At 70.2% G+C, this 26,515-nt stretch carries 20 protein-coding genes, 1 tRNA gene and 1 pseudogene; 9 read left to right on the forward strand and 13 right to left on the reverse strand.

The window, feature by feature from the left end; translation table 11 throughout:
* A pseudogene (locus VHW64_RS07230) lies at positions 1–279 on the reverse strand (hypothetical protein); the annotation flags it as partial.
* Positions 279–3,521 (reverse strand): formate dehydrogenase, encoded by a 3,243-nt coding sequence (fdh, locus tag VHW64_RS07235; RefSeq protein WP_329649850.1) that lies wholly within the window; start codon positions 3,519–3,521, stop codon positions 279–281. The pseudogene VHW64_RS07230 and the gene fdh, both read right to left, overlap by 1 nt.
* Before the next feature lie 46 nt (positions 3,522–3,567).
* On the opposite strand from fdh, the gene VHW64_RS07240 reads away from it, so the two are divergent.
* The 3 genes from VHW64_RS07240 (at position 3,568) to VHW64_RS07250 (ending at position 6,743) form a co-directional block, all read left to right on the forward strand.
* Positions 3,568–3,662, forward strand: a tRNA-Sec gene (locus VHW64_RS07240).
* A 33-nt stretch (positions 3,663–3,695) separates the two neighbouring features.
* The gene (gene selA / locus VHW64_RS07245) at positions 3,696–5,009 is read left to right on the forward strand and encodes an L-seryl-tRNA(Sec) selenium transferase (protein ID WP_329649851.1); all 1,314 of its coding nucleotides are present in this window, start codon (positions 3,696–3,698) and stop codon (positions 5,007–5,009) included.
* Positions 5,010–6,743, forward strand: a complete 1,734-nt coding sequence (locus VHW64_RS07250) for a SelB C-terminal domain-containing protein (protein ID WP_329649852.1) — start codon at positions 5,010–5,012, stop codon at positions 6,741–6,743.
* On the opposite strand, the gene VHW64_RS07255 is transcribed toward VHW64_RS07250, so the two are convergent.
* From VHW64_RS07255 to VHW64_RS07280, 6 genes are all read right to left on the reverse strand, one after another.
* Positions 6,740–6,868 carry a hypothetical protein gene (locus VHW64_RS07255; RefSeq protein ID WP_329649853.1) on the reverse strand — a complete coding sequence of 43 codons (129 nt, stop codon included), beginning with the start codon at positions 6,866–6,868 and terminating at the stop codon, positions 6,740–6,742. The genes VHW64_RS07250 and VHW64_RS07255 overlap by 4 nt on opposite strands.
* Positions 6,869–7,239: 371 nt before the next feature.
* A complete protein-coding gene (locus VHW64_RS07260) occupies positions 7,240–9,399 on the reverse strand; it encodes a xanthine dehydrogenase family protein molybdopterin-binding subunit (RefSeq protein ID WP_329649854.1) in 2,160 nt (719 codons plus the stop codon).
* Positions 9,396–10,394 (reverse strand): xanthine dehydrogenase family protein subunit M, encoded by a 999-nt coding sequence (locus VHW64_RS07265; protein WP_329649855.1) that lies wholly within the window; start codon positions 10,392–10,394, stop codon positions 9,396–9,398. Before VHW64_RS07265 ends, VHW64_RS07260 begins: the two co-directional genes overlap by 4 nt.
* Complete coding sequence (locus VHW64_RS07270; RefSeq protein ID WP_329649856.1) at positions 10,391–10,909, reverse strand: 2Fe-2S iron-sulfur cluster-binding protein; 519 nt, start codon at positions 10,907–10,909, stop codon at positions 10,391–10,393. Before VHW64_RS07270 ends, VHW64_RS07265 begins: the two co-directional genes overlap by 4 nt.
* 76 nt (positions 10,910–10,985) lie before the next feature.
* Positions 10,986–11,855 carry an NAD(P)H-hydrate dehydratase gene (locus tag VHW64_RS07275; protein ID WP_329649857.1) on the reverse strand — a complete coding sequence of 290 codons (870 nt, stop codon included), beginning with the start codon at positions 11,853–11,855 and terminating at the stop codon, positions 10,986–10,988.
* The gene (locus VHW64_RS07280) at positions 11,842–12,576 is read right to left on the reverse strand and encodes a histidine phosphatase family protein (protein ID WP_329649858.1); all 735 of its coding nucleotides are present in this window, start codon (positions 12,574–12,576) and stop codon (positions 11,842–11,844) included. The genes VHW64_RS07275 and VHW64_RS07280 overlap by 14 nt, the downstream gene beginning before the upstream one ends.
* A gap of 85 nt (positions 12,577–12,661) precedes the next feature.
* Between VHW64_RS07280 and malQ the strand changes: the two genes are divergently transcribed.
* Positions 12,662–14,053: a 4-alpha-glucanotransferase gene (gene malQ / locus VHW64_RS07285; RefSeq protein WP_329649859.1), complete on the forward strand. Its 1,392-nt coding sequence runs from the start codon at positions 12,662–12,664 to the stop codon at positions 14,051–14,053.
* A gap of 9 nt (positions 14,054–14,062) precedes the next feature.
* On the opposite strand, the gene VHW64_RS07290 is transcribed toward malQ, so the two are convergent.
* Positions 14,063–14,344, reverse strand: coding sequence for a MerR family transcriptional regulator (locus VHW64_RS07290; protein ID WP_329649860.1), 282 nt, complete (start codon positions 14,342–14,344; stop codon positions 14,063–14,065).
* A 91-nt stretch (positions 14,345–14,435) separates the two neighbouring features.
* Here VHW64_RS07290 and VHW64_RS07295 point away from each other — a divergent pair, with 91 nt between their 5' ends.
* Positions 14,436–14,858 carry an Hsp20/alpha crystallin family protein gene (locus VHW64_RS07295; protein WP_329649861.1) on the forward strand — a complete coding sequence of 141 codons (423 nt, stop codon included), beginning with the start codon at positions 14,436–14,438 and terminating at the stop codon, positions 14,856–14,858.
* A 165-nt stretch (positions 14,859–15,023) separates the two neighbouring features.
* Here VHW64_RS07295 and VHW64_RS07300 read toward each other — a convergent pair whose 3' ends face one another.
* On the reverse strand, positions 15,024–15,704 hold the full coding sequence (locus tag VHW64_RS07300) for a UdgX family uracil-DNA binding protein (protein ID WP_329649862.1): 681 nt from the start codon (positions 15,702–15,704) through the stop codon (positions 15,024–15,026).
* Between the two features lie 101 nt (positions 15,705–15,805).
* Here VHW64_RS07300 and VHW64_RS07305 point away from each other — a divergent pair, with 101 nt between their 5' ends.
* Together VHW64_RS07305 and VHW64_RS07310 are read left to right on the forward strand one after the other, a co-directional pair.
* Positions 15,806–16,078, forward strand: coding sequence for a DUF7218 family protein (locus VHW64_RS07305; RefSeq protein WP_329649863.1), 273 nt, complete (start codon positions 15,806–15,808; stop codon positions 16,076–16,078).
* Positions 16,079–16,342: 264 nt separating this feature from the next.
* Positions 16,343–17,485, forward strand: coding sequence for a glutathione-independent formaldehyde dehydrogenase (locus VHW64_RS07310; protein WP_329649864.1), 1,143 nt, complete (start codon positions 16,343–16,345; stop codon positions 17,483–17,485).
* Between the two features lie 639 nt (positions 17,486–18,124).
* Here the strand turns inward: VHW64_RS07310 and VHW64_RS07315 are convergent.
* Positions 18,125–18,931 carry a sigma-70 family RNA polymerase sigma factor gene (locus VHW64_RS07315; RefSeq protein WP_329649865.1) on the reverse strand — a complete coding sequence of 269 codons (807 nt, stop codon included), beginning with the start codon at positions 18,929–18,931 and terminating at the stop codon, positions 18,125–18,127.
* Between the two features lie 459 nt (positions 18,932–19,390).
* Here VHW64_RS07315 and VHW64_RS07320 point away from each other — a divergent pair, with 459 nt between their 5' ends.
* Entirely contained in the window at positions 19,391–20,290 is a 900-nt protein-coding gene (locus VHW64_RS07320) for a GAF and ANTAR domain-containing protein (protein ID WP_329649866.1), read from the forward strand.
* Between the two features lie 419 nt (positions 20,291–20,709).
* Here VHW64_RS07320 and VHW64_RS07325 read toward each other — a convergent pair whose 3' ends face one another.
* Entirely contained in the window at positions 20,710–22,155 is a 1,446-nt protein-coding gene (locus VHW64_RS07325) for a hypothetical protein (protein WP_329649867.1), read from the reverse strand.
* 137 nt (positions 22,156–22,292) lie between these two features.
* On the opposite strand from VHW64_RS07325, the gene VHW64_RS07330 reads away from it, so the two are divergent.
* A complete protein-coding gene (locus tag VHW64_RS07330; protein WP_329649868.1) occupies positions 22,293–24,893 on the forward strand; it encodes a LuxR C-terminal-related transcriptional regulator in 2,601 nt (866 codons plus the stop codon).
* Between the two features lie 574 nt (positions 24,894–25,467).
* Here VHW64_RS07330 and VHW64_RS07335 read toward each other — a convergent pair.
* A complete protein-coding gene (locus VHW64_RS07335) occupies positions 25,468–26,502 on the reverse strand; it encodes an MBL fold metallo-hydrolase (RefSeq protein WP_329649869.1) in 1,035 nt (344 codons plus the stop codon).
* Positions 26,503–26,515 lie beyond the last annotated feature (13 nt).

Here is a 26,515-nt window from a genome sequence, read left to right on the forward strand (position 1 = left end):
GGCCGAACCGCCCGTCGAGCCTGTCGAGACCACCGGCTGTTCGATGAACGCGACATGACGCCACGTGCTCGCATCCAGCTCCTGGGTGTTGTCGTACGACATCCCCGTCAGCAGGTAGCCGTCCTCGGGGACGTCGTTCCAGGTCTTGCAGGCCACCTCGCACGCCTTGCAGCCGATGCACACCGAGGTGTCGGTGAAGAAGCCCATGCGCGGCGGGTGCGACGCGTCGTACCCGGCATCGCCGGAGACGTCGGACAGCGGGCCGGACAGCCTGCCCATCAGTGGCCACTCCCCTCGGCCGGCGTCTCGTGGATGCCGGCCCTGCGACGGTACTCGGCGACGTACGCCGTCAGCGCAGCCCCGCGCGGCCGCCGGCCTGGCCGGATGTCACAGGTGCCGACCTTGTCCTGGATGTACACGTTGGGCTCCATCTGCACGTTGACCAGGTCGTTCTGGGAGTCACCTGTCGTGATCCCGTTCCCGCCCCAGTGGTACGGCAGGCCGACCTGCTCGACCCACTGGTCGCCGAGGCGCAGCGACCGCATCCGCTCGGTCACCAGCACCCGCACCTCGATCGCGGACCGGGCCGTGACGACCGTGGCCCACCCGCCGTGTTCCAGCCCGCGCTCCTCGGCCAGACGCGGGGACACCTCGCAGAAGGCCTCGGGCTGGAGCTCGCTGAGGAACGGCAGGGTGCGGCTCATGCCGCCGGCGGTGTGGTGCTCGGTCAGGCGGTAGCTGGTGAAGACGTAGGGGAAGACCTCACTCTCACTGGGGTTGACCGGGTTCGCCGCCTGGTCGAGCCGACGCAGTGACGGGTTCTTCTGCTGTGCGTAGAGCAGGTTGGCCATGGGTGACTCCGGTGGCTCGTAGTGGGTGGGCAGCGGGCCGTCGGCGACACCGAGCGGCGCGAAGAGCCACGCCTTGCCGTCGGTCTGCATGATGAAGGGGTCATGCCCGCCGATGGCGTCGGGACCGTGTGCCCCCTCCTCGGGGACGTGATCCGGCGCGCGGTCGGGAATGAAGTCGGGCACGTCGAGCCCGGTCCACGTCTTCGCCTCGGCGTCCCACCAGACGTACTTCTTGCGCTCACTCCAGGGGGTGCCGTCGGGTGCCGCCGAGGCACGGTTGTAGAGGATCCGTCGGTTGGCCGGCCAGACCCACCCCCACTCCGCGGCCACCAGGTCCTGGTCCCAGTGGGGTTTACGCCGTCGCGCCTGGTTCACCTCGTCGGCGTAGACCCCGCAGTAGATCCAGCACCCACAGGCGGTCGACCCGTCGTCCTTCAGCTCGGTGTACGCCGACAGCGCTGCGCCGTCCGGCCCGGTGCCGTTGATCTCACGGAGCACCTGCTGACCGTCCGGCTCACCGCTCTCGTCGCACGGGTAGTCCCAGGCGAGGTCGAGCAGCGGGCGGTCCATCTCGTCGGTCGAGTCGGCCAGCTTCTCGCGGATCCGGTTGCCGAGGTCGACGTAGAACTCCAGCTCGCTACGGCAGTCCTCAGGAGGGTCGACGGCCTTGTCGCGCCACTGCAGCATCCGCTGGGTCTGGGTGAACGAGCCGGCCTTCTCCACGTGGGAGGCGGCGGGAAGGAAGAAGACCTCGGTGCCGATCTCGTCGGTGACCAGCTCGCCGGTCTCGATCTCCGGGCCGTTCTTCCAGAAGGTCGCCGACTCGATCATCTGCAGGTCGCGGACGACCAACCAGTCCAGGGCCGCCAGTCCGAGTCGCTGCATCTTGCCGTTGGCCGAGCCGACGGCTGGGTTCTCCCCCACGAGGAAGTACCCCTTGCAGCCACCCTCGATCATCGCCTTGACGGTGGTATACGTCGAGTGGTCACCGGTGAGCCGCGGCAGGTAGTCGAAGCAGAAGTCGTTGTCGGCGGTCGCGGCATCTCCCCAGTAGGCCTTGAGGAGGCTGACGGCGTAGGGACGGATGTTGCCCCAGAAGCCGGCCTTGCCCTCGTCGTCACCGACCCACTCGTCGAGCGACTGGTGCTGGTCGGCCTGGGGCATGGGGAGGTAGCCGGGCAAGATGTTGAAGAGGGTCGGAATGTCGGTCGAGCCCTGGATCGAGGCGTGGCCACGTAACGCCAGGATGCCGCCCCCGGGCCGGCCGATGTTGCCCAGGAGCGTCTGCAGGATCGCGGCCGTCCGGATCATCTGCGTGCCGACGCTGTGGTGGGTCCAGCCGACGGCGTAGCAGATGGCCGACGTGCGCTCACGACCGCTGTTGCGGGTCAGCGCGTCGGCGACCTTCGCGAAGTCCTCGGGTGCGATGCCGCAGGCCTCCTGCACCAGCTCGGGGGTGTAGCGCGCGAAGTGCCGCTTGAGGATCTGGAAGACGCACCGGGGGTGCTGGAGGGTCTCGTCGCGACGCCCCTTCCAGGCGACCGGGGCCCCACCCGAGCCATGGGATTCTGAATGAGCTGCCTGGTGCGACTGCTTCGAGCGCTCACCCTCGCTCTCGTCCTCCGAGAGCAGCTTGGCAGTGCGGCGGTCGTCGTCCGACATGTGCTCGGGCGGCTCGTAGTGCCACGACAGGGGGTCGTAGTGGCCGGACTCCTCGTCGAAGCCCGAGAACAGCCCGTCGAGGTCCTCGGTGTCTCGGAACTCCTCGTCGATGATGTTCGCGGCGTTGGTGTAGGCGGCGACGTACTCGCGGAAGTCGAGGTCATTGCTCAAGACGTGGTTGACCAAAGCTCCCAGGAAGGCGATGTCGGATCCGGCGCGGATCGGCACGTGGATGTCGGCCATGGCGGAGGTCCTGGTGAAGCGGGGGTCGACGTGGATCACCGTCGCACCCTTGCGCTTGGCCTCCATCACCCATTGGAAGCCGACCGGGTGGGCCTCGGCCATGTTGGAGCCCTCGATGAGGATGCAGTCAGCGTTGCTGAGGTCCTGGAGGTTGGTGGTTGCCCCACCGCGGCCGAACGAGGCACCCAGACCGGGCACCGTGGAGGAGTGTCATATCCGGGCCTGGTTCTCGATCTGGAGGGCGCCCATCGCGGTGTACAGCTTCTTCATGAGGTAGTTCTCCTCGTTGTCGAGGGTCGCTCCTCCGAGGCTCGCGATGCCGAGGGTGCGGCGGGTACGACGGCCCTCGCTCTCCCACTCCCAGAACTCCTTGCGCGTCTTGATCACCCGGTCGGCGATCATGTCCATCGCCGTGTCGAGGTCGAGGTCCTCCCACTCGCGAGCGTGTGGCCGCCGGTAGCGGACCTTGGTCACCCGGGTGGGCGAGGTCACGAGCTGGAGCGACGCGCTGCCCTTGGGGCACAGCCGGCCGCGCGAGATCGGGCTCGCCGGGCTGCCCTCGATCTGGGTGACCCGGCCGTCCTCGACGAACACCTTCTGCGCACAGCCGACGGCGCAGTAGGGGCACACGGAGTCCACGACACGGTCGGCTCCGGCAGTGCGCGGCTCGAGTGATCGACTGCGGTCGGACTGTGCTGCCGCTCCGCGCCCGAGCCGGTCGCGACCGGTGAGCTGGCGCACCAACGGCCATTCGCTGACGCCCATCCGCACCTCCTCGCGGGCCGACGCGTCTTCACCCTAGGCTCGCCCCGGAGGCGTTCCTCGTCTGGTGACGGGCGCGGTCTTCAACACCGTAGTGACTGGGTACCCCAGTCAGGCGGGTTCGATTCCCGTCCGCCTCCGCCATTGTCACGACCGGTGCAGAAAGGAGCAGCTGCGGTGTCCGACGACCCCCGGCGCCAGACGCCGCGGACCGATGTCGTGCTGGCCGATCCGCGGTTGGTGGACGCTGCTGCGCGGCTCGGCCGGGCGGTGGTCAAGGGCGTCGTCACCGACGCCCTCGATCGGGTTCGAACCGGTGTCCTGGCGCCGGACGAGGTCGTCGATCACGTGCTCCTCGGCCTGCCCGCGTCCGCAACGTCGCTGCGCGCGGTGATCAATGCGACCGGCGTCGTCGTGCACACCAACCTCGGGCGCGCGCCCCTCTCGGCGGCAGCGGTGGAGGCGGCGGTGGCTGTCGCGGGCCACACCGACGTCGAGCTGGACCTGCTCACGGGAAGACGGAGCCCACGCGGACGTGGAGCCCTGGCCGCGCTCGCCGCCGCGGTCCCGGACGCGAGAGCCGTGCACGTCGTCAACAACGGCGCGGCGGCGCTCGCACTGGTGGGGTGTGCGCTCGGGGCCGGGCGCGAGGTCGTGGTGGCGCGCGGAGAGATGGTGGAGATCGGCGACGGGTTCCGCATCCCGGAGCTCCTGGCGTCGGTCGGAGTACGGCTGCGCGAGGTCGGGACGACCAACCGGGTCCGTCTCTCGGACTACGAGGCGGCGATCGAGTCGGAGACGGCATTCGTGCTGAAGGTCCATCCGTCGAACTTCCGGGTGGAGGGTTTCACGTCGTCGGTTCCGGTCGACGATCTGGCCGCTCTCGGCGTCCCCGTCGTGGCCGACATCGGCTCGGGACTCCTGGCTCCGCACCCGCGGCTACCCGAGGAGCCGGACGCCGCCTCGACGCTGCGATCGGGCGCGGCGCTGGTGACGGCCTCGGGTGACAAGCTCCTCGGCGGCCCCCAGTGCGGGCTGCTGCTCGGTGACGCATCGCTGGTGGAGCGGGTACGCCGTTTCCCGCTGGCGCGGGCGATGCGCGTGGACAAGCTCACCCTGGCGGCGCTCGAAGCCACCCTGGTCGGACCCACGCCACCGGTTCTCGAGGCACTGGCGGCCCAGGCGGATGTCCTGATGCGCCGGGCCAGGCGCATCGCCGACGCGCTCTGCCACGACTTGGGCGTCGGCACGGCCCGTGCCGTGCCGTCCGAGGGCGCCGTTGGTGGGGGCGGGGCGCCCGGCGTGGTGCTGCGGAGCGCGGCGATCTCCCTCCCTCCACCGCTGGCCGATCGCCTCCGGACCGGTCAGCCACCGGTCGTGGGACACGTGAAGGGTGGGCGACTGTTGCTGGACGTGCTGACCGTTCCCGAGCACCTCGACGACGCCCTCATCGAGGCCGTGCGCCAGGCCGCCGACGTTCGGGAGAGCTGAGTGCCCGTCGTCGCCACCGCGGGGCACGTGGACCACGGGAAGTCCACGCTGGTCCGGGCCCTGACCGGTCAGGAACCCGACCGACTCGAGGAGGAGCACCGTCGGGGACTCTCCATCGAGCTCGGCTACTGCTGGACCGACCTCGACGGAATGCGCGACGTCGCCTTCGTCGACGTACCCGGGCACGAAGGGTTCCTGTCGACCACGATCTCGGGTCTGGCGCCGGCGCCGGCCGTCATGCTCGTCGTCGCCGCGGACGACGGCTGGATGCCGCAGGCAGCCGAGCACCTCGCCGTCATCGACGCCTTGGGGATCCGGCACGGCCTTCTCGTCGTCACCCGCTCGGACCTGGCCGACCCGTGGCCGGCCATGGCACGCGCCAGGGAAGAGGTCGATCGCACCTCGCTGGCGGGCTCTCCCGGGCTCGTCGTGAGCGGGCGTACCGGAGCGGGTCTCGACGGCCTCCGCAGCGCCTTGGCCGCAGTGCTCCAGACAGTGGAGACGGCGTCCGGCGCCGACGTGCGGTTCTGGGTCGACCGCGTCTTCAGCGTCCCGGGAGTCGGGACGGTCGCGACCGGCACCCTGCCGGGCGGGGTGATCCGGACGGGAGACGACCTCGTGCACGAAGGCAGACTGCTGCAGGTCCGCGGGATGCAGTCCCTGGGCAGGGAGGTCACCGAGAGCACCGGCCCGGCGCGCGTCGCAGTGCGGCTCGGACGGCCCGCCTCTGGCGACGTCAGGCGTGGTTCCGTGCTCGTCACCCCGGGTGCGTACGCCGATGTCACCGAGATGGACGTGCGGCTCCGTGGCGGTCAGAGACTTCCCGAACGGCCCCTCCTGCATCTGGGCTCGGCCCGGGTCAGCGCCCACGCCCGCCCGATCGGTGAGCAGCATGCACGACTGCGGCTGGATCAGCCGATGCCCGTGCGACACGGCGACCGGTTGGTGCTGCGCGACCCGGGGAGCCGGGCGCTGTGGGGGGCGGACGTCCTGGACGCCGATCCGCCACCGCTGAACCGTCGCGGAGCGGCTCGCGAGCGCGCCAGTGCGCTGGAAGCCTGGCGCGCTGACCTCGCCGGAGAGGTCGAGCGCCGCGGCGCCGTTCACCGTGATCTGCTCACCCGCTCAGGTGTCAGCGGAGACCTCCCTGCCGAGGCCGTCGAGATCGGCGGCTGGGTGGTCTCCGCTGGTCGCGCTGCCGAGCTGAGGGCCGCGCTCATCGAGGTCGTTCGCCGCTCGCCGGACGGGATCTCGCCGGAAGCAGCGGCCGCTGCCGCCCACGTTCCCGACGTCGGCCTGGTGCCCGCCCTCCTGGCCGAGCCGGTTGCGCTGAGAGGCGGGCGCCTGGTGCTGGACGAGCCCCTCCCCCAGCACCTGCGCATTGCGCTCGATGAGCTGACGCCCGAACTGGTCGCGAGGCCCTTCCAGGCTCCTGACAAGGAGCGGCTGAGCCAGCTCGGTCTCGACCGGGCGGATCTGGCTCGCCTCGGGCGCGAAGGTCACCTGCTCGTGCTGGAAGCGGGAGTCGTGCTGCTTCCGGGCGCCGACTCCACGGCGTACGACGTGCTGGCCGCGCTTGCTCAGCCGTTCACGACCAGCCAGGCGAGACAGGCGCTCGGCACGAGCCGACGCGTCGTCCTGCCCCTGCTCGCTCGCCTCGATCGCATCGGCTCGACGGTCCGTCTCCCGGACGACACGCGTCGGATCAGGCGCACACAGCCAGGCGGGCCCTAGTCGGGGTTGCCGGTCTCGGGGTCGGTCGGCTGGCCGGGAGCGACCGGGTCGAGAGGGGCCTCGTCCGGTTCGCCGCTCGGTGTGAGAGCCGGGTCGCCGACGGGCTCTTGCGGTGTCGTGGTCATCCTCGGACCTGCTTTCAGTGGCCATGGTTCATGAGGGGGTTCTGCTCGACAAGTACCCGACAAGACGACTGACAAGCTCCTGGGTCTGCAACGGCATGTGCGCCAACCTCCGCAGGTACCAGACAGCAGCCGCGCATCAGGGCGCCGGCCGGCGTCGACGGACACGTTCGAGTGAGACCCGGCGGCCGCCTCGTGCCAGAAGCTGGTGCGGCCGGATGTGGGCGCGTCGGTCGACAACGCACCTGGCGACTTGTGCGGACGTCCCCACACCCCGCGATGCCTGCACCTGTTCAACGGCCAGCACGGTCCGTGCCACCGCGGGTTGACCGAGGACGCCGTCCGCGACCTCGCGCGCACTGTAGACAGCCGTGCTAGATGCGACTCCCCGGGACCTCGAGGAACCGATCTGCGGTCACCGGCAGACTCCGCACGCGTACGCCTGTTGCGTGGTAGGCCGCGTTCGCCACCGCGGCGGCCGTCCCGACGATGCCAATCTCGCCGATCCCGCGTGAGCCCATCGGCGTGGCCAGGTGGTCCTCCTCGTCGAGCCACTCCGCCTGGACGTCGAGGACGTCGGCGTGCGACGCAACGTGATAGGACGCCAGGTCCTGGGTGACGATGTGACCGAACCGCGGGTCCCGCCAGGACTCCTCGAAGAGTCCGCTCGACAGCCCCATCACCAAGCCGCCCAGGAACTGCGACCTCGCCGTCATCGGGTTGATCACCCGGCCCACCGAGTAGACGCCCAGCAGCCTCGGGACCCTGATCTCACCGGTCCACCGGTGGATCCGGACCTCGGCGAACACGGCACCGAAGGAGTGCAGGGCGTGCGTCGCCTCTGCCGGGTTGGCTGTCGCGGAGGCCGTCGTCTCGGGTCCGGCGTCCGGTGATTCGCCGTGGTCCGCACGGAAGCGCTGAGCGGCAGCGACGATCGCGCCTCCCCACGAGCTGGTCCCCGAGGAGCCGCCGGCCACGGAGGCCGGTGGCAGGCTCGAGTCGGCGATCTCGAGGTCGATGTCGTGGGGCTCGCGGGCGAGGGCATCGGCCGCGATCTGCTGGAGCACGGTGCGGGCGCCGGTTCCGATGTCGACCGAGCCGATGCTCACGGAGTAACGGCCACGCCCCAGCGATCGAACGCGCGCGCTGTTGCCCGGCATCGTCATCATCGGGTATGTCGCCGAGGCAACGCCGGTGCCGACCCACCAGTCGCCCTCGCGCCGGCCGCGCGACTCCCTCGGACGTGACGCCCACCCGAAGCGTTCGGCACCGCGCTGCAGGCACTCGACGAGACGTCGGTTGTTGAAAGGTCGGCCGGTCTCCGGATCGACGTCGGGCTCGTTGCGCACCCGGAGCTCGATGGGATCAAGCGCGCACGCCTCCGCCAGCTCGTCCATCGCGACCTCCTGGGCGAACATGCCCGGCATCTCGCCAGGCGCCCGCATCCAGGACGGGACCGCCACGTCGAGCCGGGCCAGGCGATGGCTCGTACGACGGTGCGGGGCTGCGTACATCATCCGCGTGGGCGAGGCTGTCTGCTCGGCGAACTCCACGATCGCCGAGGTCTGCTCTTGCACCCGATGCTCGATCGCGAGCAGGGTGCCATCGGCTCGGGCTCCGAGGCGGAAGTGGGAGATCGTCGCGGTGCGGTAGCCGGTGAGGGCGAACATCTGCTGCCGGGTGACCGCCAGCTTCACGGGTCGGCCGCGGGCGGCCCGGGCTGCCAGGGCCGCCGCCATCACGTGGCTGTGCGGCTGCCCCTTGCTGCCGAAGCCCCCGCCCACGTAGGGCGCCCGGACCCGGATCTGCTCGGGTTGCAGACCCAGCATGGGCGCCAGTGCGGACACGACCCCGACGACCCCCTGCGTGGAGTCGTAGAGGTCCAGGACGACGGAGTCGCCGGAGTCTTCTGCTGACTCGGCCCACGTCGCGAGGGTGGCGTGCGGCTCCATCGGGCTGTTGTGCTCGTACGGCGTGCGATATGTCTGGGCGACGACGACCTCGGCCTCACGCAGCGCCGTCTCGACATCGCCCTCCTCGGTGTCCGTCTCGAGCTCGGGGTTCACGTGGTCCGGTCGGTAGGTGGCGTTGTCCTCGCGGAGCTCGGCCTCGTGCGGCTGCTCCTCGTAGTGAACGGAGACCAACGCGGCGCCCTCCCGGGCAGCCTCGGGTGTCTCGGCGAGCACGAGCGCCACGATCTGACCGCGGAAGCCGACGGCGTCGTCCTGCAGGATGGCCAGCTCGGCATTCTCGGTGTCCTCGAGCTTCGCAGCAGTCGTGTGGTCGACGACCGAGACCACACCCGGGTGCGCCAGGGCGAGACCCGTGTCGACTCGCAGCACCCGCCCCTTGGCCACCGTGGACTGAACCAGCCACACGTGCAGAGGGTCGTCAGCCGTGTGCTCGACGGCGTACGCGGCGCGGCCCGTGACCTTCTCGAGCCCGTCGACCCGGTCGTGTGCCGTGCCCATGGACCGCGGGGCCACCGGCTCCGTGGCCTGCTGGGTCGGCTGCTCCTTCGACTGGGCGCTCACGACTCGCTCCGGTCGGCAACGCCCATCAGGGCGTGGACGGTGACGTTGCGCACCATCGGCACCTTGTAGGCGGTCTGCTCGGTGGTCGTGGCGACCTCGAGCTCTGCAGCGCACGCGTCGCGGACGGCCTCCTCGGTCAACAGCTCACCTCGCAGAGCCGCTTCGGCCCGCGTGGCTCGCCACGGTCGATGGGCGACACCGCCCCACGCGATGCGCACGTCGCGCACCCTCCCCCTTGCGTCGCGATCGAGCGCCGCACAGACCGAGACCAGTGCGAAGGCGTACGACGCTCGGTCGCGGACCTTGCGGTACGTCGAGGATCGGGCGAGCGCGCCTGACTCGAGCTCCACGCCGGTGATCAGCTCGCCATGGGCGAGGGTCGTGTCCTGATCCGGCTGGTGGCCGGGAAGCCGATGCAGATCGCCGACCGGGAGGCGACGCTCTCCGTCCGGCCCCAGGATGACGAGCGTGGCGTCCAGTGCGGCCAGGGCGACCGCGAGGTCGGACGGGTGGACCGCGACGCAGTCGCTACTGGCACCCAGGATCGCGTTGTAGCGCCCGTAGCCATCGAGCGCCGAACAGCCGGCGCCTGGCTGGCGCTTGTTGCACGGCGTCGAGGCGTCCTGGAAGTACACGCACCGGGTGCGCTGCAGGAGGTTGCCTCCTGTGGTCGCCTGGTTGCGGATCTGTCCGGACGCCCCCGCTAGCAGGGCACGCGCCACCCCCGGGAAGCCGCTCCTGATCAGCGGATGGGCCGCGAGGTCACTGTTGCGGACGTTCGCTCCGATGCGCAGTCGGGCGCCGTCGTCGTACTCCTCGATCGTGTCCAGCGGCAGCCGGCCGATGTCGACCAGGAGGTCGGGGGACGCGATCCCGAGCTTGAGGTGGTCGACGAGGTTGGTGCCTCCGCCGAGGAACTGCGCCTGCGGGCTGGCCGCCATGGCGGCCACTGCCTCGGCCACGTCGGCGGGGCGGAGGTACGCGAGCTCTCTCACGAGGTTCTCCCCGATGTCTCACGGATGGCGTCGAGAATTCCGACGTAGGCGCCACATCGACAGAGATTGCCGCTCATTCGCTCGCGGATCTCGTCGTCGGTCAGTTCCGGCTCCGCCTCCAGATCCGCGGTGGCCTGGCTCGGATGGCCCTCCTTCACCTCCTCGAGCATCCCCACCGCGGAGCACACCTGTCCCGGCGTGCAGTAGCCGCACTGGTACCCGTCGTGGTCGAGGAACGCCTGCTGGACCGGATGCAGAGCATCCTGGTCGGCCTCCGCCAGACCGGACGCCGTCGTGATGTCCGCGCCGTCGTAGGCGACGGCCAGGGCAAGACAGGTCAGGTGGCGGCGCCCGTCGAGCAGCACCGTGCAGGAGCCGCACTGGCCGTGATCGCATCCCTTCTTCGGCGAGGTGACGCCGAGTCTCTCTCGGAGGGCGTCGAGCAGGGTGGTCCGGGTGTCGACGGTGACATCGCAGTCGCGTCCGTCGACCCTGAGGGTGATCGGGACATCCACAGGCAGCCTCCTCGTCGCGCCACGTATCGAGGAAGTACCCCGAGCGGTGTGACGGAAACCGCGGTCGAGGTCCGGGTCAGCCGAGCTCGGCAAGCACCGAGGGAACCTGGTCGACCAGCTCCCGCGCCAGGAACCCGATGCCACCCACTGCGGACGACAGCCGCTCACCGGCCGTCGAGTGTAGGTAGGTGCCCCAGCAGGCAGCCTGTCCTGGGTCTGCGCCTCGGCCGAGCACGCCGACGACGAGACCGGCGAGGACGTCCCCGCTGCCAGCCGTCGCGAGCCCGGCGTGTCCCTGCGGGATCCGCCAGACACGCCGGCTGCTCGAGGCGACCGTCGAGAGGGATGTCACGCAGCTGCGGTAGCGCTCCGCCACGTCCGGCACGTCGTCCTCCCCGGGCTCGTCGTTCCCGGCCAGCAGACCCAGCTCCTGGGAGTTGGGGGTCAGCACGGTCGACAGGTCGCGTTGCATCAGCGCGTCAGCGGCCTCCTGTGACCGCGAGAGTGCCCCGAGTGCGTAGGCGTCGAGCACGAGCCCTGCATCTCGGCGGACCTGCGGGAGCAGGGCTACGAGCAGGTCCGCTGCCTCTGCGGCGTCATCGAGCCCCGGACCGATCAGCACGGCGTCCGCGTCCGCGACCGCCTCGGAGAGCACCTCGGCAGCCGCCGTGCCACGGATGGATCCACCGTCAGTCTCGGGAAGGGACAGCACACCTGCCTCCGGAAAGGCCGCCGCCATCGAGGGAGCGACCGACCCGGCCAAGGCGAGCTGCACGTGCCCGGCCCCCACACGCAGACTCCCCAGGCCGGCCAGCGCGACGCCTCCGGGAGTCCGGGCGGCGCCTCCGACCACGATCACCTGGCCCCGCGCTCGCTTCGACCCCGCGGGATCGGGGAGCCGCCATTCGCGCAGCAGCTCCGGGGTGATGACCTCAGGCGCCTGCATGTGGCGCTCCACGGTGCTCGGTCACCGACAAGCCCGCAGCCTCGAGGTGGGTGACATCGTCGTACCCGACGATGTTCCAGCGTTCGTCGGAGTCGCGGACATATCGGCTCAGTGAGGCATTGTGCAACGGCGTCTCGCGCGCCAACTCGAGCACCTCTTCCTCGTCCAGTCCCTCGCACACGTAGCGCAGCAGCACGATCACGACGTCATGGCTGACCACCAGTACCCGTTTCCCGGACAGGACGTCGTCCGCCTCCGACAGCCAGGCGCGTAGCCGTAGCAGGACATCGGCCCACGACTCGCCGCCCGCGGGCCGGTGGTAGAACTTGCCCTGCCACTGCCTGCGCGCATGCTCGCCCGGGTATCGCGTGAGGACCCCGACCTCGGTCAGGCGATCCAGGACGCCCAGCTCGCGGTCGCGGAGCCGCTCGTCGACCTGGGCCGGCAGCAGCAACCCCGCCGTGTCGCAGGCCGCTGTGGCGGTCTCCCGGGCACGGACGTACGGCGAGCACGCCACCACCTCCGGGCGTTCCTGGGCCGGCAACCGGGCCAGGGCCGTCCCGACGGCCTGCGCCTGCGACCTGCCCAGGTCGGACAGCCACACGTCCGGGTCACGAGCAGGCACGGCGATCTCCTCGGCCCGGGCCGCATTCGCCTCGGCTGCGGCCAGGTTGCCCTCGCTCTCACCGTGACGCACCAGCAGCAGCTCGCGTACTCCCACCGTTCCGACCCTAGTCGGGAGAGTTCGGTCGATGGGTTCGACGGTCCCCGCGTACGTCGGGTTGAGTGTGGCTAGCCTTCTCCGGATGATCCCGGACACTGCGCCGAGCGCTGGTCCCCTCGAGCGCCGCCGTGCCGGGGTCCTGCTGCACGTCTCCTCCCTCCCCGGCGGCACGCTGGGGGCCGGCGCCTACGCGTTCGTCGACTTCCTGGCGGCGGCGGGGTGCAGCGTGTGGCAGGTCCTGCCGCTGGTGCCGCCCGGCGCGGACGGGTCGCCGTACCGCGCTCTGTCGGCCATGGCCGGCCATCCCGGCCTGCTCGACCCCGGCGGGCCACCGACACAGAACGACGATCCGAGCTACGGGAGCTGGTGCGAGCAGCAGGCGGAGTGGCTCGTGCCCTACGTCGAGTACCTGACGATCCGCACCCTGCTCGGTGGCACGCCCTGGACCGAATGGGAGCCGGCGCTGCGCCACCGCGAGCCACGGCGGGTGGCCGAGGTCCTCGCCGAGGCGCCGGATCTGGCCGACCGGGCGCGCAGCGAGCAGTGGCGGTTCGCCCAGCAGTGGCGCGAGCTGCGCGTGTACACCGAGGACCGCGGGGTCCTGCTCTACGGCGACCTGCCGATCTTCGTGGCCCAGGACAGCGCCGACGTCTGGGCACATCCCGACCTCTTCCGACTCGACGCGTCCGGGCGGCCGACGGACGTGACCGGCGTCCCGCCCGACTACTTCGCCGCGGATGGGCAGCGGTGGGAGAACCCGCACTACGACTGGGATGCGATGGCAGCCGATGGCTACGCCTGGTGGCGGCGGCGGATCGCGCGGCAACGCGAGCTGTTCGACCTGGTCCGGATCGATCACTTCCGCGGCTTCGAGGCCGCGTGGCACGTGCCGGTGGACGCACCCACTGCGAAGGACGGGTGGTGGGAGCCTGGCCCCGGCCTCGCCCTGCTCACTGCCGTCGTGGACGCCGCCGGCCGGGGCACGCTCGTCGCCGAGGATCTCGGAGTCATCACGCCGGCCGTGGAGCAGCTACGGCGTGCGGCCGGGCTGCCGGGGATGAAGGTGCTGCAGTTCGCCTTCGACGGCGACCCCGCGAACCCGCATCTGCCCGCACACCACGAGGAGCAGTCGGTCGTCTACACCGGGACCCACGACAACGACACGACCCTGGGCTGGTGGCGCTCGCTGCCCGACGACACACGTGCCCTCGTGCGCGGCCACCTGTTGGAGCCGCGGGAGGGGATGCCATGGTCGTTGGTGCGACTCGCCCAGGCGTCCCGCGCCCGCCTGGTCGTCGTACCCGGTCAGGATGTGCTCGCCCTGGGGAGCGAGGCCAGGATGAACACGCCCGGGACGACCGGGGGCAACTGGACCTGGAGAGCCCGGGAGAGCGCCTTCGACGCAGCCTTGGCTGCACGACTCCGCGAGGACAGTGCCGCAGCCGACCGACTGGCCGAGGTCGGCGAACCGTGACGCCGTAGCTCAAGGGCTAGGTCGGGCATCGCCCAGCTGAGATCGCAGAACGCCGACCTCGGCCTCGAGGGCAAGAACCCGACGGATGCCGGCGAGGTTGAGGCCCTGTCCCAGCAGCTCGCCGATACGGAGCAGGACCTCGATGTCCGCCTCGCTGTAGAGGCGGGTGCCGCCCCGGGTGCGAGCGGGCTCGAGCAGTCCCCGGCGCTCGTAGACCCGGAGGTTCTGGATCTGCATGTCCGCGCGCTCGGCAGCCACCGAGATGGCGAAGACGCCACGAGTGTCGGCCATCACACGCCTCCCAGTTGACACGCCCTCTATCGCGCGCTAAATAAAACCTGTATCGCATGATACATACCAGTCAACGACGAGGAGGATCACCATGTTGCTTCGCACCGCCGACCCGTTCCGTGACATCGACCGCCTCGCGGGTCAGCTGCTGGGCACGACCAACCGGCCGGCCGTGATGCCGATGGACGCCTGGCGCGAGGGAGACGTCTTCCAGATCGAGTTCGACCTGCCCGGCGTGTCCCGCGACTCGATCGACCTCGACGTCGAGCGCAACGTACTGACCGTTCGCGCCGAGCGGGTCTCCCGCAACGGCGACTGGGAGATGCTGGCGTCGGAGCGGCCACGTGGCATGTTCAGCCGTCAGCTCGTCCTGGGGGACAACCTTGACCTGGATCGGATCGAGGCTCGCTACGAGGCCGGGGTCCTGCGTCTGAGCATCCCGGTCGCCGAGCGGGCCAAGCCCCGCAGGATCCAGGTCGGCGGCGCTGAGGAGCCGGCTGCCATCGAGGCCTGAGGCCGCCTCGTCGAGCCGTCCGACGTACGCCGGACGGCTCGACGAGGTCGCAGGGGCACCGTCGTCACTGCATCGTCCTGTGATTGTGAGGGCCGACGCCGCGGCGGTGCCCCTGCACGTCCTCTGCGTCTTGGAGCCTGCCGCTCCGGACGCAGGTGTGACCGGTCACCGAGCAGACACCAGCCCGGCCACGACCTCGAGGTCCGCCACCAACGCGGCATAGTCCTGCTCGCGCTGCCGGGAGCGGAGCACCGCCGAGGGGTGGGCGGTGGCGACCGCCCAGGAGGGCGTCCAGCTGGACCTGACCCCGTCAGCGGGCCAGTCCAGAGCACGACCTCGCGAGGCACCGACGCGGAACGACGACCCGAAGACCGCGGCGCCAGCGGTGGCTCCGAGCAGCAGGACGCCCTCGGGGCGGACCAGGTCCAGCTCCGCCAACAACCAGGGCGTACAGGCAGCGACGTGCACGCGACTCGGACCCTTGTGGATGCGTTTGCCGGCCCTGCCCGGGTCCCATCTGAAGTGCTTGACCGCGTTGGTCCGGAACACCAGACGGGCGTCGATGTCCGCGTCCTCGAGCGCGCGTACGAGCAGCTTCCCGGCGGGCCCGACGAACGGCTTCCCCTGACGGTCCTCCTGGTCGCCCGGCTGCTCTCCCACGACCATCACCGACGCGTCGAGGCGGCCCTGACCGGGCACGCCGTGGGTCGCATCACGGTAGAGCTCGCAGCCGCGGCAGGCCTGGACTCCCGCGGAGAGGGACGACTTGGTGAGCGTCTCGGGGATCCACTGCTGTGCCCCTGGGCGTTCGATGCCCTCTCCTCGGGCTGAGTCGGACCCTGCCATGTCCGTCCTTACCCGTTGGCCCGCTCGACATGAGTCGCCCCGCCCTCACATGGAACGAGCGGGGGCCGGGTACGACACCGCCATCCGAAGGAGGAGACCCCATGCCCGGATCGAAGAAGCCTGGCCCGTCGGTCAAGGACGACGAGACCTACGAGGCCCTGCGCCGTGAAGGGGCGAGCAAGGAGAAGTCGGCGCGGATCGCCAATGCCGGCGCCAGGTCGTCACGCAAGACTGTCGGCAGGCGGGGCGGAAAGTCGCCGGCCTACGACGAGTGGACCAAGCAGGACTTGGTCCGGAGAGCCCGCGAGATCGGCATCGAGGGCCGTTCGACGATGTCCAAGTCGGAGCTGATCGAGGCTCTACGCAACCACTGACCGTCGCTGCCGCGTCCTCGCCCACGATGGAGCTGGATCACCATGCGTGCGACCGAGTCGCCACGACCGCGGCATGCTCCCGCGCCACCTGAGGGTCGAGCTCCGGGTCCGGGTCCGCCAGCCCGAGCAGCCGCAGCCGCCGTCGCCACGAGTTCCCAGGGTCTCAGCGAGCTGACCAGATGACCAACGCCCGGCTCGAAGGGTTAGGAATCGCGGGCATCGGTTACAGGACGTGGACATGCCCGTTGCAACCAGGAGGTACCGATGAAGGCCGTTGTGTACAAGGGTCCGCGTGAGCTGGCGGTCGAGGAGGTCCCCGACGCGACGATCGAGGATCCCACCGACGCCCTGATCAGGATCACCACCACCAACATCTGCGGATCGGACCTTCACATGTACGAAGGCCGCACCGCGGTCGAGGAGGGCACCGTCCTCGGCCACGAGAACATGGGCATCGTCGAGGACGTCGGCAGCGCGGTCGGCCGGGTGAAGAAGGGCGATCGGGTCTCGGTGCCCTTCAACATCGCCTGCGGCACCTGCCGCAGCTGCAACGAGGGCTGGACGTCGTTCTGCGAGCGCACCAATCCCATCGAGGGCATGCAGGGTGCGGCCTACGGCTACGCCAACATGGGTCCCTATCGTGGCGGGCAGGCGGAGTACCTGCGGGTGCCGTTCGCCGACTTCAACCTGCTCGTCCTGCCGCCGGGCGGAGAGCACGAGAACGACCTCACGATGCTCTCCGACATCTTCCCCACCGGCTGGCACGGAACAAGGCTCGCCGGTCTCGAGGCTGGAGACTCCGTCGCCGTGTTCGGTGCCGGCCCCGTAGGCCTGCTGGCCGCACACAGCGCCCGCCTCCAGGGCGCCCGCGAGGTCTACGTCGTGGATCAGCACGCTGATCGCCTCTCGCTCGCCGAGCGGTTCGACTGCACACCGGTGGACGCGTCGACAGGCGACCCGGTCGAGCTGATCATGGACGCCAGCGGCGGCCGGGGCGTCGACCGCGGCGTCGAGGCAGTCGGGTGGCAAGCCCATGACCCGCAGGGCGAGGAGCACCCGGAGATGGTGCTCGACAACCTCGTGCAGGTGGTCAAGGCCCACGGTGGGATCGGCGTCGTCGGCGTCTACGTGCCGGAGGATCCCGACGGTCCGAACGACCTGGCCAAGGACGGACGTCCTGCATGGGACTACGGCACGTTCTTCACCAAGGGCCAGCAGATGGGCACCGGGCAGGCGCCGGTCAAGCGGTACAACCGCCAGCTACGAGACCTCATCGTGGAAGGGCGGGCCAGGCCCGCCGAACTGGTCTCCCACGAGCTCGGCCTCGCAGAGGCCGTGGATGCCTACGAGAAGTTCGACCAGCGGCTCGACGGCTGGACCAAGGTCCTCTTGCGGCCTGCGTCCTGACGTCGGTTCCCGAGCCGACGGCTCGGGTGGGTCGGTCGCCATCTCCCTGGCGACCGGCCCTCGTATCCTGACGAAAGGGTGAACCATCTTCCTCGACGTACGCAGCCTCCTCGACTGGGTGCGGGACGCGCTCGGCCTTCGGCGATTCACCGCAGGTCACCAGATCGACTGGCCGGCCATGAGGCCCCACGCGCCATCGACCTCTCCGACGCCGCGAGTGACTCGGCCTGCCTCCGATGGCCGGCTGTGAGCTGCTCGGCGAAGATCCGCGACCGCTAGCTCAACACCGCGCCAGACGCCGACATGGTCCGTCGCTTCAAGGACGCCTCGGGAGGCAAGCCCGCCCAAGCCGGGGCGAAGGTGGCGTTCGCGGCCACCGCTGACGAGGGTTGGGAGCACGCGCATCGACTCTGGTCGAGCCCCGGACCGCCCGGTGAGCTGTACCAGGTGCTCCCCGATCCCGAGCACGTCGAGCAGGCCAGCGAGCTGGTGACCCTGGAGTCCACCATGGACAGCGTCGGCGCGGGCGGAACGACGCGCTCTATCGAGACACGATCGAGTTCTACGTCGAGCAGATCCTTCCCGCGACGGCGGAGAGCATGGCCCGAGCCGAGCGACGGCGATCGCCGCGGTGAGTGCTCAGGCCAGGGTCGTCGAGCGACGCTCGTGCTCGTCCCGCTCATCGGCAGATACGAGCTGCGCGCGCAACCGGCCCATGAGGTCCGACAGCAGACGTGAGACCTGCATCTGGGTGACGCCGACCGTGTCGCCGATCTCCTTCTGCGTCGCGCCCCGGAAGAAACGCATCTCCAGCATCAGTCGCTCCCGCCGGGTCAGCCCTGCCAGCAACGGGGCGAGCACGGTCCGAGCTTCGGCGCTTCCGAACTCGGGGTCGTCGTCACCGAGCCACTCCTGGACTCGTCCGCCCTCGTCGGTCGCCGATCCCTCGAGCGAGCTCGGACGGAAGCATCCGGTCGCAGCCAATGCCTCCACGACCAGCCCGGCGTCCAGCCCACTGCGCTCCGCGATCTCGCTCGGTCTCGGGGCGCGACCGAGCTCATGCAGGAGCTCGTCCTCGACCCCCCGGATCCGGGTCTGCGCCTCCTGGACGCTCCGGGGCGGGCGGATGGTCCAGCCCTGGTCTCGGAAGTACCGGCGGATCTCGCCGCGGATCGTCGGGACGGCGAAGGACAGGAAGTTGCGGTCCTCGGCAAACTCGTAGCGTCTCACCGCCTTGACCAGCGCCAGGTAGGCCACCTGCTCCAGATCATCGTGAGCGATGCCACGACCCCGATACCTCGCCGCGATCTGAGCCGCCACCACCATGTTCGTCTCGACGACGCACAGCTCGAGCTGGGCACGCTCCTTGGCCGAGGTGGCGACATGAACCGCTTGGAGGAGTCGCTGGGTCCTCTCGCCTCGTGACAGGCTCCCCGCCTCGAGCACCTGCTCAGATGTGTGGCCGCACGACTCTCTTGCGACGGTTGACACGACGTTGCCTCCCGAGTGCACTGCTCGGTTGCCATGCCCCGCGTCTTGAGGCAAGCGATCACGGTCTCCGCAACGCCCTCAACGAAGCAGCGCAACGGGACCCATGAAACCCGTCATCAAGGTTAGGCAAGAGGCGGCATCGTCTCAACCCCCCCGATGGGTGGGCCGAGCCATCCGATGCGCCCCTCTGGGTCCGTTCGGTCGCAGACGTTAGTCGCGAGGCGCGACGGGTACTCAAGGTCAGGTCAGGCGCCGGTCACGCACCGTCCCGACCTCCGGGGCCGCTCGGGTGCCACCAGGCGCGCACACCCTGACGCGCGGGCGGCCCCTCCTACGTCGCGACGAGGGGATGACCGCCGGAGTACCACGTCGCCTGCTGGGTAACGAGAGGTGCGGCCCTGATCGGGCCGCGGGATGCTCACGAGCCGAGGTTCCGGCGTCGAGACAACGGCGCCGGGACAACGGCGCCGGGCCTGCCCACCCGGATGGAAGTCCGGGCAAAGCGTACGATCGACGAGCCGTTGTCGAGACGAGGCAGCGGCTCCACCACCACAGACGTATCCCGTCAGCCAGGCCCGGCAGCCGAAGCCGGGAGGGCGGCTCGGCGTCCCCCGAAGTGAGCCAGCCGTGCCACCCGACAACGGGACGCCCCAAGACGAGCCTGCCCGCGAGGCGGCCCTTCGAGAACTCTCCACCTCGGCGGTTCGAAACATCCCAGGGGTCGACTTCGCCAGCATCACTGTGTACGGCGCCGACAGGACGCTGCGCACCGTCGCCGCCACCGACCCGCTCGCCGAGCGGACGGACGCGATCCAGTACGGCCTGCACGAAGGTCCTTGCTACGCAGCCGTTACCCGCGAACGCCTGGTGCTCGTCAACGATGTCGCGGGCTCCAGCGACTTCCCACGCTACGGTCCGCGCGCGGCTGAGCTCGGCGTGCGATCGCAGGCCGCTCTCCAGCTCACCCACGACGGCGAACGAGCGGGCCTCAACCTCTACGCCCGACGCGCGAAGGCCTTCGACCCCTCCACGGTCCAGCTGGCCGAGCTCTTCGCGGCCCAGGCCGCGGCGCTGCTCGACTACGCCGTGCAGGTCGAGCAGCTGACCGAGGCCGTTCACACCCGCACCGACATCGGCACCGCTGTCGGCATCCTCATGGAGCGCTACCGGATCGACCGCAAGCAGGCGTTCGCGTTCCTGCTACGCAACTCCAACGACCGGAACGTCAAGGTCCGGCAACTTGCCCAAGACGTCATCGAGGGCACCTTCGAGAGCACCGCCCGCGAAGACACCAGATCCCGGCAATGGCCGTGAGCAGGGCCTCCCGGCGGAAGCCCAGGAAGCCGTCGGCCGCATCACCTGTGAGCGGCGCGATCGGGTTCATGATCTTCGTCGGCCCCGCCGTCGGTGTCGCTGCCGGACTCGCGCTACGGGTTCGTCTACGTCGCGCTGCCGCGAGGCATCACTGGCGAGGTCGTCTTCGGAACTGCCTCCTGGGGCCCGGCTGGCTGGCGGCAGCCACCTTCAACACCCATGGCGGTACTGACCGGAGCCGCGACCCGCTCCGTCGCCGCCCGCATAGCCCCCACACTGCCGGCTCCACGGGCAAGCTGGGCGTGGTGGCTCGTACCCGCGGCCCTGTTCACGCTCCTCGGGCTGGCCGCCGAGCCGGCCGCCCTGGTGGTTCCGGTGCTGCAAGCGCCGAACCCTCCCAGGGTCTGGTCTACCCCTGTTCAGCTCACCTTGACCGTGACCGTCGCCTTTGCGTACCCGGTCGCGGTGACCGTGACCGCCCGCTTGCCCCTGCCCGTGGATCGGGCGATCTTGATCTTCACCGAGCCCTTCCGACCGGTCTTGTAGGTTTTGCCGGCGAAGTGCACGTGAGCGCCGATGACGGCGTCACCGGCGTCGGTGACGGTGACGGTGAACGATCCTCCAGGTTTCACGGACTTCGGCGAGCGGTGCACGGAGAGGTGGGGCCGCACCCGTTGCGCGACCACTCGGGTCTGTCCGGAGCTGGTGGCTACCATGCCGACCGCCTCGAGCGGCCCTCTTGACCCGTCTCCGGCGACACCGAACCCCACCTGCATGCCGCTGGGTGGGCGCAGCTTGACGACGGCCCCGAATCGCGTGGCCGTGCGGTTGCTGCGGGTGGCACGCCAGCCGTCGTTGTCGCGCCAGAAGACCCAGATCCTGCCCTTCGGGGCTGCCGTGACCGTCACGTTGCTGGGTCCCTTAAGGTCTTTGAGCGTGGCCAGCGGTTTCGCGGCGCCTACCTTCCACACGTCCACCGATCGGCTCGCCGGCGTGACGTACGCCGTGTAGACGCCGCCGCCGACCCGGGAGGCTGCGCTGAGGTCCTGCGCCACGCCGCGGGCGGTGGTGCCGCCCTTGGCCGAGGAGCCGGGTGCGTGGATCAACGAGCCAAGTGCCGGCCGCACCGGCTGTGCCCACACACCGTCGTGCCCGCCGGCGCCGTCGTTGGAGAACCACAGCGCCCAGACGCGCGAGGTCGACCTGTCGAGGCCGAGACCGGGCGTGTACGAGGAGTTGCCGGTGGTCGAGGTGAGAGGATCGGTGCCCGGGGCGGGGTTCGATGCTGAGATCCCTGCGTGGTACCGGACACCGTTGGCCTCGGCCATGCCGGCAATGAGCGTCCCGCCGTCGTTGGTGACGGCGTTTCCCGTGTCCTGGTCGGCGCCATTCGCCGCGGACAGGCTACCGGTGCTGAGCGTCCAGACGGTCCCGGACGCGCTTGTCGTGTAGAACTCAGCGCCGGTGGTGTAAGGCCCGGAGTTCTGTGCCCCGGCGAACGCGACCAGGTGCTGACCTGCATAGCCCAGGATCGTCGGGTCACCCCGGAGGGAAGGCCAGGCTCCCACGACGGTGACGACGCCACCCGACGTCTTCCCGCTGCTGGTCAGCCGACGTCCCTGGATCGCTTCCGTGGCGGCGCCGGTGCGGGCCTGCCACACCACCTCGTAGGCGTGCCCAAAGCGAGCGATGGAAGGCACGGTCAGGCTGCTGTCGACGTTCTTTCCCGAGACCGTCACCCACCCGTGCGCGGACCCGCTTCTCGCGCCCGGCGACCTCCCGGTCGACGTCGCGGGGACGGCCAGGACCAGCCCGGCCGCGACCAGCGGGCTCAGCACGACGACCAGGCGCCGATGTGTGTGCATGACGCTCCCTCCCCAAATGACGGGCGCAAGCCTGGCAGCCCGCCTCGCCACCAACATCCGTAGTCACTACGTAGACGGCCCGAGAGCGCGACGACGCTCGCCTGCGCCCTGTGCGCCTACGGCGCTATCTTTCGAGCGTGGGCAGCGGATGGACCTTCGTTGGACGGCGGAAGGAGCTCGACCTCGCCGCGTCATGGATCAAGGTCGGAGACGGCGTCCTGGTTCTCGGGGACGCAGGCGTCGGAAAGACCGCCCTGGCTCGCGCGCTCGCTCGTCGGGCGGAGGAGACGGGTCGGCGGGTCCACTACGTCATGGGACGGGCCGCCTCGCGCGACACCCCCTTCTCGGCGTTGTCGGGTGCGTTCGGTGACACCTCGACGCTGGCTCCCGGCCACACTGTCCGAGCGCTGCTCGACGCCTTGGAAGCCCCGGGTGACGTCCCACCACTGCTGGTGATCGACGACGTCCAACTCGTCGACGAGGAGTCGGCGCGAGCCGTGCTCGAGCTTGCCGCCGGACGCCGAGCTGTGGTGGTCGCGACCACCCAGGACGCGACGAGAGCTACGGTCGCGGGCCGACTGTGGCGCGACGGGCACTGCGAGCGCCTCGAGCTCCGTGGACTCGACCTCGAGGAGGTCCTCGAGCTGCTCGAGCAGACCCTGGACGGGCCGGTCGACGCCGCCACCGTCCGCATGTTCGCCCAACGCTCCCAAGGCAACCCCTTGATGTTGCGCGAGCTCGTCGGCGCGGCACGTGAAGACGGGTCCCTGGAGCGACGCGCGGCGTGGGTGTTGGTGCGGCCTCCACCGATCAGCGGCGGCATCGCCGACCTGGTCCGGGAACGACTCGAGGGGCTCGACGAGCCCGAGCGCGACGCGATGGAGCTGCTCGCGGCGACCGAGCCGCTGGCGCTTCCGGTGGCCTTGGAGCTGCTGGACGAGAAGGTCCTGGACCGACTCGAGACCGACGGGCTCGTCGGGGTTGACACAGGGTCAGGTGCGCCCGAGCTCGCCATCGGGCACCCGATGTACGGCGAGGTCCTGCGGGACGCGATGCCGGCGCTGCGCCTGCGACGCTTCCGGCTGTCGGTGGCGAGCCGGCTCGAGGCCGCCGGTGACGGCCAGGCCCACGACGTGGTGCGCGCGGCGCTGTGGCGGCTCGAGGACGGTCAGCGGCCCGACCCGCAGCGGTTGCTCGTCGCCGCGCGGGCGGCGCGCGCCTACAGCCTGGAGGCCGCCGAACGTCTCGCGCGGGCTGCGACGACCGATGGCAGCTCGCTGCCCGCTGTGCTGCTCCTGGCCGAGATCTTGACGCACCGTGGGCGCGGCGAAGAGGCCTCGGGGCTGCTGGCGACACTGCCCCCGGACTCGCTTGCGCAGGAGGACCGTGCGGCGGTGCTCTACTGCATGGCGCTGGGACAGGGGCTAGCGGTCGGCGACCCCGGACAGGGCGTGGCCATGGTGGAGGGAGTGCTGGCCGCTGACCGTGCTGCCACCGACCATCTCCGGGCACTGCATGCGTCCTTGCTCGCCTTCGACGCGAGGTTCGCTGATGCCCTGACGCGCGGAGGCGACCTCGTCGAGGACCAGGGCGTGGCCGCTCCGGCCCGCACTCTTGGCGCCGTGGGCGTGGTAGGCGCGACGTACTGGCAAGGGCACTTCGACCGCGCGGTCTCCTACGCCGACCAGCTTCTTCCGGTTGCCAGGGCAGCGCGTTCCGAGGTTCCGTACGGCGAGGCATCGCTCAACCTGATCGCGATCACCGCCCTGATCGAGAAGGGCGACCACCTCGGGGCCGAACGCCGTACCCTCACCATGCGGCGGCAGGCTGAGGCCGACAGCGACCCGTTCGCGATGCCCAGGACCGAATATCTGCTCGGCCGGCTGGCCCTGTACCGCGGACAAGCCGAGACGGCCGTTCGCCGGTTCCGCCGCACCGTCGCCACGGCTGGTCCCTTCGACCAGTTCATCGTCCGGCACCTGTGGTCGATGGTGGCCCGGGCGGCAGCAACGCTCGGCGACCATGCCGGCGCCGAGGAGGCTCTGGCCGCCGGAGCCGACCTCATCCAGATGAAGCCCTACGAGCCGGAATGGGACCTCGCCGAGGCCGCCGTGCTGGCATCCCGCCTGAACATCACCGAGGCGATCGACCGTGCCACCTGGGCCGCGAGCGTCGCCGCAGACTGGGGCGAGTGGAACGTCGCCATCGCGGGCTACCACGACGCAGCACGCTACGGCGCCGCACGCGTCGTTCTGCCCGCGATCCAGTCAGTGCCATTCGTGGACGGCGAACTCCCGGCCTGCTACCTCGAGCATGTCGTCGCGCTGGCCGCCAACGACGGCGACGCCCTGGATGCGGTCGCGCGACGATTCGAGGGAGTCGGCGCGCTCGGCTATGCCGTCGAGGCCGCCGACGAGGCCTCGCTCGCACACCGACAGGGCCAGCAGGAACGCGCCGCCACGCGCAGCGCCTGGCACGGCCGAGACCTCAGGGACCGATGCGAGGAGGCCAGCTCACCGTGGCTCACAGGTGCGGCATCCAGCGTGAGCCTCACCGCCAGGGAACGGCAAGTAGCAGCTCTCGCGATGGAGGGGCTCCCCGATGCCGAGATCGCCAGCCGCCTGGGAATGTCGGTACGCACCGCCCAGACCCACCTGTCGCGGTGCTACACCAAGCTCGGCGTCCACTCGCGCAGTCAGCTGGCGAGCGTGCTCCCGGGCCGAACTGGCCTCAGCTGATCGCCGTCACCGGCACCGCCGAGACGTTCAAGGAGCGGACCGCCGTGGACGCGCCATCACTACTGCGACACAGCACCTGCACATTGCCGAGGTTCGGCAACGACGCCCAGCGCCCAGCGCGAAGGTCGCGGATCCAGTCTCGCCGCTGAGGCTGTCGAACCGCCGCTACCTCTCCGAGGCCTCCACGGCACTGCTCCATGCGACCGAACCCGACCGCCCTGATCACCACCGTGACCACCGTCGAGGACGCGCCCGAACTCGCTGGTGCATGATTGACCCAACTCGCAAAGTCACACACGACGAGCTGCACCACCCCGCGGGACGCGACCAGGCGTCCGGGGTACTGACAAGATCCGCAGTCTCTGGACCGTAGATGGACATCGGTCGAGCCCTCGGGGCGTCGTGTCGGCCAGCTCACCGCAGGATGCTGAGTACGGGGCGGGGCTCGTCCTCGCCTGCAGGAGTGAGCTGAGCAACGGCGCTGGACACGAGGACCCCCGATGTGAGCGGTTGCTCCGAGCGGATCTGGCGAGATCCCGTGCACTGGCTGTGAGCGACGGCCAGCCGCACACAGCTATCTCCGCTCCCGCTTTGGGACGTAGCGAAGGGTGCCGTCGGACGAGTCCTCCTCGACTCGCCCGAGTGCGACGAGTACGTCGAGATGGGCCTTCGTCTCCAGCACCGCCAGCGCCTGGCTCAGGGTGTCGAGGCTGTCGACCGCGACGAGCCGGCGCGTCCAGCGCAGAGCGCGGGCGATCTCGACCACCGTGCGATGCCCCGCCGCAACCTGCTCGGCCGTCGCGTCGAGCCGGAGCCGGTGATGGTCGAGGAGCTCATCGACCCGCCGGTGCACGCTGTCTCGGACAGGTCCGTGCGCCGGCAGCAACCGGGCGTCATCCAGAGCCAGCATCTGGGTCAACGAGCTCAAGTAGTCCGCCAGCGGCGCCTCCCCGGGGATCGGCTCGAACCCGACACTGGGAGTGATGTCCGGGAGCACGTGGTCACCGGCGAACAGGAGGGCGTTCTCAGCGTCATGGAGAACGATGTGGCCCTGCGTATGGCCGGGGGTGTGGACGACGGACAGCGTGCGCGACGACAGCGCGATCTGTCGACCGGGCTCCAGCCAGATGTCCGGCTCCTCCCAGATGTCCATCGGCAGATCACCACCACGATTCACCGCACCGAGCTGGTCGGCGAGATAGCCCGCGCCGCATCTGTGCAGGGTCGGCATCAGCGTGCCGAGCCGCCCTTCGTCCGGCCGGGACAACAGCATGAGCGAGGGCCGCTCGTGCACGCCCAGCCACACATCCGGACCCAGCTCGCGGCGCAGCGTGATCGCATTGGTGTAGTGATCGAGATGTACGTGCGTGATCAGGCAGCCACGGATGTTGCGAAGGCTGAAGCCGATGCTGTCGAGCGCAGCACCCAGCTGCTCGGTCGCGTCGGTGAACGCCTGTCCGGGGTCGATGACGACGATCCCGTCGCCATCGACGACCACGTAGGCGTTGACCGCACCCAGCCCGGCGTCAGGCAGCGTGAGCGGAACCCGCCACGTCTCGGCTGCGACCTCGGTGATCCCGAGCTGCTGCCACGCCCGCCGGTCATGCATGCGCGCTCGTCCT

This window comes from Nocardioides sp. (assembly GCF_036267815.1).
Lineage (GTDB): Bacteria > Actinomycetota > Actinomycetes > Propionibacteriales > Nocardioidaceae > Nocardioides.

Excerpts from the sequence above, each read along its gene's own strand:
- VHW64_RS07295 (WP_329649861.1), top strand. The coding sequence starts at position 14,436 with ATGTTGCTTCGCACCGCCGACCCGTTCCGTGACATCGACCGCCTCGCG.
- VHW64_RS07255 (WP_329649853.1), bottom strand. The coding sequence starts at position 6,868 with ATGACCACGACACCGCAAGAGCCCGTCGGCGACCCGGCTCTCACACCG.
- VHW64_RS07320 (WP_329649866.1), top strand. The coding sequence starts at position 19,391 with ATGCTCACGAGCCGAGGTTCCGGCGTCGAGACAACGGCGCCGGGACAA.
- VHW64_RS07300 (WP_329649862.1), bottom strand. The coding sequence starts at position 15,704 with ATGGCAGGGTCCGACTCAGCCCGAGGAGAGGGCATCGAACGCCCAGGG.
- VHW64_RS07310 (WP_329649864.1), top strand. The coding sequence starts at position 16,343 with ATGAAGGCCGTTGTGTACAAGGGTCCGCGTGAGCTGGCGGTCGAGGAG.
- VHW64_RS07305 (WP_329649863.1), top strand. The coding sequence starts at position 15,806 with ATGCCCGGATCGAAGAAGCCTGGCCCGTCGGTCAAGGACGACGAGACC.
- VHW64_RS07275 (WP_329649857.1), bottom strand. The coding sequence starts at position 11,855 with ATGCAGGCGCCTGAGGTCATCACCCCGGAGCTGCTGCGCGAATGGCGG.
- VHW64_RS07335 (WP_329649869.1), bottom strand. The coding sequence starts at position 26,502 with ATGCATGACCGGCGGGCGTGGCAGCAGCTCGGGATCACCGAGGTCGCA.
- malQ (WP_329649859.1), top strand. The coding sequence starts at position 12,662 with ATGATCCCGGACACTGCGCCGAGCGCTGGTCCCCTCGAGCGCCGCCGT.
- VHW64_RS07290 (WP_329649860.1), bottom strand. The coding sequence starts at position 14,344 with ATGGCCGACACTCGTGGCGTCTTCGCCATCTCGGTGGCTGCCGAGCGC.
- VHW64_RS07325 (WP_329649867.1), bottom strand. The coding sequence starts at position 22,155 with ATGCACACACATCGGCGCCTGGTCGTCGTGCTGAGCCCGCTGGTCGCG.